The organism is Leucobacter soli (genome assembly GCF_042659205.1).
GTDB classification, from domain to species: Bacteria; Actinomycetota; Actinomycetes; order Actinomycetales; family Microbacteriaceae; genus Leucobacter; species Leucobacter soli.
Genome location: NZ_JBHSRW010000319.1, coordinates 1 through 1,989 on the forward strand (window position 1 = coordinate 1; position 1,989 = coordinate 1,989).

Annotated in this window: 2 protein-coding genes and 1 riboswitch; both genes read right to left on the reverse strand. The window is 71.4% G+C overall.

The genetic code is table 11. From position 1 onward, the window contains the following. Nucleotides 1–66: 66 nt before the first annotated feature. A complete protein-coding gene (locus tag ACFPZL_RS12660; protein ID WP_218113982.1) occupies nt 67–1,218 on the reverse strand; it encodes a thiamine ABC transporter substrate-binding protein in 1,152 nt (383 codons plus the stop codon). Then, nucleotides 1,210–1,319, reverse strand: a riboswitch (TPP riboswitch). Its footprint overlaps the gene before it by 9 nt. A 7-nt stretch (nt 1,320–1,326) precedes the next feature. After that, nucleotides 1,327–1,989, reverse strand: a 663-nt coding sequence (locus ACFPZL_RS12665; protein WP_382335705.1) for a cell division protein PerM, incomplete at its 5' end; no start/stop codon positions are given.

The following is a 1,989-nucleotide window of genomic DNA, read 5'->3' on the forward strand; positions in this document are numbered from 1 at the left end:
CCGCCGCCCGGCCGTGCAACCGGCGGCCTCGGCCGTGCAGCCTGCCGGCCCGCCCGTCCCGCTCGATCACCATCCGACGGCGTCGCTCCAATCCTTGAGCCACGTCTCGCGGTCGGCGCCGATCTGCGCCGGGGTCAGGTCGTGCGGCTCCGTCGGCAGCGCGGCGAAGCGCTCCCACTCCTCCGGCAGCTCGATGTCGGCGTCGACCGGGTACATGTACATCGTCTCGGGGATGGTGGCCTGGAATTCGGGAGAGAGGAGGTACTCGACCACGGCCTGCGCACCCGCGGGGTTCGCTGCGCCGGCGAGCACGCCCGCGTATTCGATCTGCGTCGTGCAGGTGCCGAGCAGCGCCTCGGTCGTCGAGGTCTCGCCGTCTTCGCTGAGCGTCCAGGCCGGCGAGGTGCTGTACGAGAGCACGACCGGGTGGGTACCACCCTCGCCGCCCTGCGTGAACTGGCCGTTGTAGGCCTCGGTCCAGCCCGACTCGATCCGCACGTCGTTGTCGACGAGCCGCTTCCAGTAGTCGAGGTATCCCGTCTCCCCGTAGGCGGCGACGGTGCCCGTGAGGAACGCCGCACCGGTCGAGGAGGCGGTCGGATCGATCACGACCGTGAGACCCCGGTACCGCGCATCGGCCAGATCCTCATAGCTCTGCGGCGGCGTCAGGTCGTTCTCCGCGAACCAACCGCTGTCGATGTTCATGCAGGTTGCGCCGAGATCGATCGGGATCATCGGGAAGGCCGAGACGCTCGCCGCGTCGCCGGTGTGCCCGGGCACCAGCTGGGCGCCGAGCTCGGCTGCGCGCGCGGGCAGCGGATCGGGCAGGAACGACTCCACCACCCCGTTGTCGATCAACCGGGAAGCGAACGTGTCGTCCACGCCGAAGAAGGCGTCGGCGATCGGCGCACCCTTGGTCAGCACCAGCTTGTTGGTGAGCTCGCCGCCGTCGCCGGCGGTGACGACCTCGACGTCGTATCCGGTCGCCGCGCTCGCAGCGGCGCTGAAGGCCTCGGGATCGCCGAAGCTGTCGTGGACGACGAGCGTGACCGCGGTCGATTCCGCGGTGCCGCCGCCCTCGCCGGCGGGTGCGCCGGGATCACCGGCGCAGGCGGGGAGGGCCACCGCGAGGCCGGTGGCGAGCAGCGCGGCCGCGGCCCTCCGGGAGAGTCGCGGGAGCGCGAACGACGAACGAGGTGTGCGGGTATGCGTGCGCATAGGGTTCCTTCCTCCGCTGGCATGATCCAGTTCAGGTTGAACGGTCGGAGCACGCGTGCTCCCTCTCAGCCCGCCGCGTGCGGACTCCCGTGGATTGCGTTATGCAGTCTAGCGCGGACGCCGGAGTCGCCGCCAAATCCGGCCGGACGGCGAGTCGATGCGTGTCGACCTCTCGGCGGCCGAAGAGCCTTCATGATCGAGGCCGTCCCAGGAGAAGGCGCGCAGCACGGCATCGTCGTCATCGCCGAGCCCGACGGAGTCGTCCCCTATCCCCGCCTCGCGGCCCGGGGACGCCGTGTCACCCAGTGGCGCCGTGTCGCCCAGTGGGACCGTGTCAGCCAGAGGTGCCGTGTCGCTTGGGGAGACTGTGTAGTCAGTCGGGACCGTGTCGCCCCGAGCACGCATGCGATCCGCGACGATGCTGCGCCGGCCCGTGCCATCCGCCTCGGCACCATCCGTCTCCGTGCTATCCGCCGCAGTGCGTCGCTGAGGCAGGGCGGAAGCGCGGAGACGGTCGAGGTCGAGCCGTGCGGCCAGCACGCCCGGGACGAGACCGAGCCCGAGTTCGAGCGCGATCAGGCCTCCGACCGCCCACGGATCCGGGCCCGCGATCGCGAGGCGTCCGGGGCCGAGCGATCCGCTCGCGAGCGAGGCGAGGCCGGCCACTGCGCATCCGACGAGGGAGGCGGCGAGGATGGGCACCGCGATCGACGCCCCGAGGGAGCTGTGGCGCAACGAGCTGCGCTTGGCGGCGAAGGCTCCGACGCCGAC

What these genes read in the sequence shown, in the direction of transcription:
- ACFPZL_RS12660 (WP_218113982.1), bottom strand. Translation starts at nt 1,218, where the DNA reads ATGCGCACGCATACCCGCACACCTCGTTCGTCGTTCGCGCTCCCGCGA.